Annotated in this window: 6 protein-coding genes; 5 read left to right on the plus strand and 1 reads right to left on the minus strand. The window is 59.8% G+C overall.

Going from position 1 to position 6,692, the window contains the following annotated elements; genetic code table 11:
- Window positions 1-73: 73 nt before the first annotated feature.
- Window positions 74-1,138, minus strand: a complete 1,065-nt coding sequence (locus tag KI811_RS12665) for a hypothetical protein (RefSeq protein WP_214186840.1) — start codon at window positions 1,136-1,138, stop codon at window positions 74-76.
- A 211-nt stretch (window positions 1,139-1,349) separates the two neighbouring features.
- Between KI811_RS12665 and KI811_RS12670 the strand changes: the two genes are divergently transcribed.
- The 5 genes from KI811_RS12670 to KI811_RS12690 form a co-directional block, all read left to right on the plus strand.
- On the plus strand, window positions 1,350-2,840 hold the full coding sequence (locus KI811_RS12670) for an AAA family ATPase (protein ID WP_214186841.1): 1,491 nt from the start codon (window positions 1,350-1,352) through the stop codon (window positions 2,838-2,840).
- A gap of 16 nt (window positions 2,841-2,856) precedes the next feature.
- A complete protein-coding gene (locus KI811_RS12675) occupies window positions 2,857-4,017 on the plus strand; it encodes an MFS transporter (RefSeq protein ID WP_214186842.1) in 1,161 nt (386 codons plus the stop codon).
- A 91-nt stretch (window positions 4,018-4,108) separates the two neighbouring features.
- Window positions 4,109-4,561, plus strand: coding sequence for a surface-adhesin E family protein (locus KI811_RS12680; RefSeq protein WP_246551729.1), 453 nt, complete (start codon window positions 4,109-4,111; stop codon window positions 4,559-4,561).
- 304 nt (window positions 4,562-4,865) lie between these two features.
- Window positions 4,866-5,498 carry a TetR/AcrR family transcriptional regulator gene (locus KI811_RS12685; RefSeq protein WP_214186843.1) on the plus strand — a complete coding sequence of 211 codons (633 nt, stop codon included), beginning with the start codon at window positions 4,866-4,868 and terminating at the stop codon, window positions 5,496-5,498.
- Window positions 5,499-5,625: 127 nt separating this feature from the next.
- The coding region (locus KI811_RS12690) for a hypothetical protein (protein ID WP_214186844.1) at window positions 5,626-6,692 on the plus strand (1,067 nt) is incomplete at its 3' end.

Below are 6,692 nucleotides of genomic sequence, written 5' to 3' on the forward strand. Positions count from 1 at the left end.
TTTCAGACCACAAAAAAGGCGTCGTCCCCTGAAAGGAACGGCGCCTTTTTTCGTCGTGTATTCCGAAATCGCTCTACACGGCCAGGTCGACCTGCTGCACCGTGCCGACAGTCCCGTTTTCCTTCACATAGATGCCGGTGGTCCTGACCGCGCCGAGGAGGGCGTTGGCAGAGTCCTTCAGCTCGAAAGAGGTGGCGACGTTGCCGAGGCTGATGGCGCCGACCCCCGAATCCTTTAGGCTCGTGAGCGTACCGTCGCTGCCGCCCGACCAGGTGGAGAGTCGGGAGAAGACGGCATCGTTTTCGTCGATCCAGCCGTTGCCGTCGTCGTCGAAGGCGGCCAGTTCGGCAAACCCCTGGCCGGTGGTGGGGCCGAAAAGCTCGCTCCCGTCGTTGACCACGCCGTCGCCGTTGCGGTCCAGGGCCAGGTAGCCGCTGCCGCCGCCGAGGGTGGCGATCTGGTCGGCTGTGCCGTCGGCGTCGATATCGAAGCTGAAGCGGAGGTCGGACAGCTCGGCGGCGGTGCCGTTGAAGTTGATGACCAGAGGGTCTTTCTTCACCGCGTCGCCCGCCCTCAGGCTTACATCCGTTTCGCTGAGGTGCTCCCGCTCCATGACAAGCCCCAAGTCGAAGCTGATCTCCTTGCCGTCGGCGGTCTTAATTACCCCTTTTGCATCAAAGGTTGTGCTCTCGAACTCGTAGCTGGATTCGTGGAGGTCGTATTCGATCCCCCATCCGGCCCGCTGGTTTCCCTGGGGCTCCTCTTTCGACTTTGCGCTTTCTTCGGGCAGGGGGTCGGTGCAACGGCCGTCCTTCATGCTGTAAACCTGAATCTTCTTCCCCGTCATTCTCTCGATGAGGGTCTTGAGAAGTTGCAGGCGGGGTTCGAGGCTTTCTTCATCCCTGGGACCGAGCCCTTCCGTTTTTTCTGCCCCTTCCGCTTCGTCGCGAAGCTCGTTGCGGGCGTGGGCCTCGTCGGCCCGGCCCCGGTTCGAGAGGGTGACGGTGTCGTTGATCCGGTTCCCCTCGAAATCTGGCCGCTCGTCCCCGATCCAAGCCTTCAGTGACTCCTTCCGTTCGTACCGTTCCACCGATACGTGCCTGCTTGCCATGGTGATGTCCGACCCTGCGATTATCATTGCCGACTCCTTTCGTCGCTCTTCCGGATATGCCTCCGAAAGGTTCGCCCAGTCCCTGGGTATATGACTGCTTATGCACCGTATCGGCATATTTCAGAAAAAATGAAGGGGAAAAGTTATCCTTTGTGATTAGCGGCGGGAGTGGTATTTGTGCGGTAAACTGTCTATCCAGAGGAGCCCGCGTCAGGGGCGGAAACCAGGGGAGGAATTCGTGGAAAATCTTACCGTATCGGGTCTCGTGCGGCTCATCGGCGCCGGGGCCACCATGATCTATGTGATAACCGACAACGAGCGGCGAACCGAGCAGATCGTGGCCCAAGCGGCGACGCGGCTCCGGGGGGTGGGGGCACCCTGCGTCTGGAGTTGCACCGGAGGCTTCAGCCGCGACGGCGAAGTGCTTGATGGCGTTGTCGATCCGGTTCTCGCCCTTGACTTCGCCATGGCCCAGCCGGGGCCGCTTCTCTTCCTGTTCAAGGACCTGCCCTGGTTCTGGGGCGACAACCCCTACCTCATCCGGGCGCTCAAGGAATTCGCCCTGCGGGCCAAGACAAAGGCGGTTGTCGTGATCGGCCAGGATGAACGGGTGCCGCCGGCCCTTCGCGAGGAGTTCGTGATCCTCCACCAGGGGCTCCCCGCCATGGACGAGATCAAGGCGTTCTTCGCCCATGCGAAGGAGCGGGATCCCGCTCTGGCAAAGGCGTGCGGGGAGCGGCCGGGGCTTCTCGAGGACCTGGTGGTGGCGGCCCAGGGGCTTGATCTCATCGATCTGGAGCGGGGGATGCGCTCCGCCCGCATCGCCGGTGAGGCGGGCGGCGAGGGGCTCGTCCGGAGCATTTTCGAAACCAAGCGGTCCGCGATCCGCACGAGCGGCATCATGGAGTTCGTGGCAAACGACGTCACCCCCGACCAGGTGGGGGGGATGGAAAACCTGAAACAGTGGATGGCCCGCCGGGAGCAGGCCTTCGGTCTGGAGGGGATATCCTCGGGGGCGAACCTTCCCAAGGGGGTGCTGATGATGGGGATCGCCGGGTGCGGCAAATCGCTCTTTGTGAAGGCCATCGCAGCCACGTGGCGGTTGCCGCTCATCCGACTCGACATGGCGGCGGTCTACGACGGCAGTTACGGCAATCCCGAGTCGAGCCTCCGCAAGGCCTTCAAGACCGCCGAGGCGGTGGCACCGTGCGTTCTCTGGATCGACGAGATCGAGGCGGGCATCTCCACCCAGGGGTTCAAGGCCGAAGGGGGGCCGGCGTCACGCATTCTCGGCTCGTTCCTGACCTGGATGCAGGAAAAGAGCGCCCCGGTCTTCGTGGCCGCCACCGCCAACGCCATCGAGATGCTCCCGGCCGAGATCATCCGCAAGGGGCGTTTCGACGAGATCTTCTACATCGGACTCCCCGAGCCAAAGGCCCGGGAGGAGATATTCCGCATCCACCTGGAGCGCCGGAAGGTCGACCTGACTTCCTTTGACGTGCCGCTCCTTGCCGGCTCCACCAAGGGGTTTTCCGGCGCCGAGATCGAGCAGGCGGTGGTCTCGGCCTCTTTCGAAGCACTCACCGAGAGGCGCCCCATGACCCAGCAGGACCTCATGGCCGCCATCAGCCGCACGGTTCCCCTTTCCGTCACCATGGCGGAGCAGATCAAAAAGATCGAGGCCTGGGCCTTTAAGCGTGCGGTCCCGGCTTCCGGCAAGTTCTCATAGGGGGCCCGGGGTTCCCATGCTCAAAGGCATTTCCGGCAACGTCCTGATTTTCGGCCTCGTGAGCTTTTTCACCGATGTGTCGAGTGAGATGATCTATCCGCTCCTCCCCCTCTTCCTTACGACGGTCCTCGGAACAGGGCCGGCGTTTCTCGGGCTCATTGAGGGGGTGGCGGAGTCGACCGCGGCATTCCTGAAACTAGCATCGGGGATTCTCTCCGACCGGGTCCGGGGCCGCAAGGGGTTGGTTCTTGCAGGCTATGCCCTGTCAAGCCTTGCCCGCCCCCTGGTGGCGGCCGCCACGGCTCCTGCCATGGTCCTCGCCATCCGTTTCGCCGACCGGGTAGGGAAGGGGATCAGGACATCGCCCCGCGACGCCCTTGTTGCCGACTCCACCGATCCCGCCTTCCGCGGCAAGGCCTTCGGCTTTCACCGGGCCATGGACCACGCAGGAGCCCTTGTCGGCCCTCTCATTGCCACGCTGCTCCTTACCTGGTTCGTGAAGGATCTGCGGACCGTCTTCTGGCTTGCGGCCATTCCGGGGTTCCTGGCCGTTGTTCTCATCATCTGGAAGGTGCGGGAGACGGCGCGGACCCGCACCAGCGACGGCAGTTTCCTCCGCATCGTCCCCCGGGGGGAGCTGCGGCGATTTCTCCTGATCCTCTTCCTCTTCACCCTGGGAAACTCCTCCGACGCATTTCTTCTCCTGAGGGCAGGAGAGCTGGGAGTAGCGCCTCACCGCATCCCGCTCCTCTGGGCCTTTTTTCATTTCGTCAAAATGGCCGGGTCGACCCCCTTCGGCGCCCTGTCGGACTGTATCGGGCGCCGGGTGGTGATCGTCGTGGGATGGGGGATCTACGCCCTTTCCTACGGGGGCTTCGCCCTGGCCGAAACCGAGATGGCTTGCTGGCTCCTCTTTGCTCTTTATGGATTCTTTTACGCCATGACCGAGGGGGCCGAGAAGGCGCTCCTTGCCGACATCGCCCCATCCCGGGAGAGGGGGAGCGCCTTCGGTTGGTACAATTTCGCCGTGGGGGCGGGGGCGCTTCCGGCGAGCCTTATCTTCGGTGCTGTCTGGGAGAAGGCGGGGAGAGAGGCGGCCTTCGGGCTCGGGGCGGCGCTGGCGGCCCTCGCGGCGGTCCTCCTTCTCACACTGGTGAGGGTTCCGACGCGGGAATGACAAGAAGGCGGCTTGACAATGCAAAGCTTGCCTTTATCATTCTTCATGACGATAAATTCAGGTAAATTTCAGGGATTGGAAGGGATTTCCGATGAAAAGGGAGCTGAGGATTCTGGTGCCGATGGCAACCCTGACCACCATGATTGCATTGGCAGCCGCAGGTTCTTCGTCATTTGCCGCTGACGACCAGTGGGTGCTCCTCGACGAGGATCCCTCCACTTCCAGCTACTATTACGACACAAGCACCATCGTCCAGGGTGATGACGAGCTTGTCACCGTCCAGACCAAGGCTGTCTACACCACCGAGGGTAAGGCGGACGCCCTTGACACCATCGGTCATCCCAAGGGGTTCGAAGACCTCGCTGTCACGAATTTTAACTACACCATCAACTGCTCCGGCGACATGAGCCGGTTGGAGAAGGTTGTCCATCGGGACAGCAAGGGGAGGACGATCAAGGAATACGTTCTCACCGGGAAGGCCCCCTGGGAGCAGATCGAGGCGGATACGCGGATGAGTCTTCTGCGCGACGCCGTCTGCGACTGACGCGTCTTTCTGGCAGCATACGCTCTGAGCATGCTTGCTTCGCACTGGACAACTGAAGTGTCTGGGGAGATATTGTAGCTGTTTATTTTGTTGTTACTTCTATTGTGATCCATTAAGTCCAAATTGAATGCATTGAACCATTTCTCTTTTTTCTCTCTCCTGCAACAGTAATCATTATTTATTTTGTTAGACGGACGCGGGCCTTTTTTCTCAATGAGAATCAAGTGCCGGCGAGAGACATATTTTTTTGTCTGCCAATGCAAGTAAGCGCTTGCATCATATCAGGGGTGCTGAGGGCGGAAGAATGGCAATGGTCAGGAGGGGCAATCGCGAGGAGAGATGTTCCGTAACCCGCGAGCGGATACTCGACACCGCCATAGGGCTCTTTTCGACGAGGGGATATTCGGGCGCCACGACCCGTGAGATTGCGCAGCAGGCAGGGGTGGCGGAGGTTACTCTCTTCAGGCATTTCGCGTCGAAGGAAAATCTTCTCGAGGCGGTCATCTCCCATTACTCGGCCATTCCCGGTCTTAAATCGTTTCTCCCCCGAGCACTTGAAATGCCCTATGAGCAGGCCCTTATTGGGATGGCTGACTTGTTCCTCGACACCCTTTTTCAACTCAGGGACTGGATACGGATCATGCATGCCGAAGTGCAACGCTCACCGGACAAGCTGATCACCATTTATCATTCATTCCTCGATGAACTCTTCGAGATTTTCGCCTCCTATTTTCGCGAGTTGCAGAAACGGGGCACCCTGCGGGACTTCGACCCTGATCTGGGCGCGCGGGTCTTCCACGGAATGTTTTACAGTTTTTTCAATATGGAAGAGCTGCTCGGACGGAGGGATTACCGGCCCACAGACCGTGCCAGGGCCGTGCGCGAGTTTGTAAGCCTGTTTATCCATGGCACCCTCGCAATGCGGGATAGTCGATGATTGGATAATTTTGTCAACCTTGTTTTGTGGTTAAGAAAGCGACACCGGGACCAGGGAGGTGAGAGGAGATTACCGGAGGTTCGCACCTAGTGATGTTGCTGATTTTGAGAGAAAGGAGGTCCACTGAATGGGAATCAAAGGGTTTACCCGCCTGCTCCTGCTTGCCGGCGTCCTCAGCGCATCGAGCGGTCTTGCTGCCGAGATCCACGGCAGAAGCTCAACTCAGCTTTCCTGGTTCAACAATTATTTCAACGACCGGAAACAGGTAGAGCTTGGTGAGTACCTGCGCCTGTCGGTCACCAACCTCGATAAAGAGGGGAAAGCCGGGATTTACGGCTATGGCAGGATCACTCAGGACCTGAACAACGGCGAAGGATTCAACAGCAGGCTCTACTACCTCTACGGCGAGTACCGCGACCTCTACGATAAGATCGACATTCGGCTTGGTCGCCAGTTTATCAACCAGGCAGCCGGGTCGGCCATCATCGACGGCGGCCAGATCGACCTCAAGAACGTCGGTCCCGTTGCCCTGTCCGTGTACGGCGGCCGCAACGTTATCTTCGGCCTCGACAACGAGTCGGGACATGGTGGCGACCTCGCCTTTGGCGCGGCAGCCTACCTGCAGGGTTTCAAGAACACCGACCTGGAACTGAGCTATTTCCGCAAGTGGGACCAGTGGGACGTTGCCCGCGACATCCTCGGGGCGAGTTTCAAGCAGTACCTGTTCAACAGTGTACGGCTGTACGGCAACACAAGATTCGATCTGGTTTCGGAAACATTCAACGAAGTGCTTGCCGGGGTGAAGTACTACCCGCTGAGCAACCTGGTCTTCACCGGCGAGTGGTATCAGAGCTATCCGACCTTCGACGCCACGTCGATCTACTCTGTCTTCACCGTTGACCGCTACCAGGAGGCCGTATTCCGCGCCGACTACACCATCAACGACATGATTGCCCTCAATGGCGGCTACACCTCCCAGTGGTTCGGGAACGGCGGTCGCGGACACATCTACCATCTCGGGACCAGTGTGCGGCCGTTTGAGCCGCTGCAAATCAATGTCGAGTATGACAACAACCAGGGGTATAACGGCAAGACCAACGGAATTATGGTTGATGCGTTCTACGACGTGACAAAGAGCCTCCAGGTAGCCGGCGGCCTCGGCTATGACGTGTACAAGCGCGATGTCATGGACAA

The sequence above is a fragment of the Geobacter hydrogenophilus genome (assembly GCF_018501225.1).
GTDB lineage: Bacteria > Desulfobacterota > Desulfuromonadia > Geobacterales > Geobacteraceae > Geobacter > Geobacter hydrogenophilus.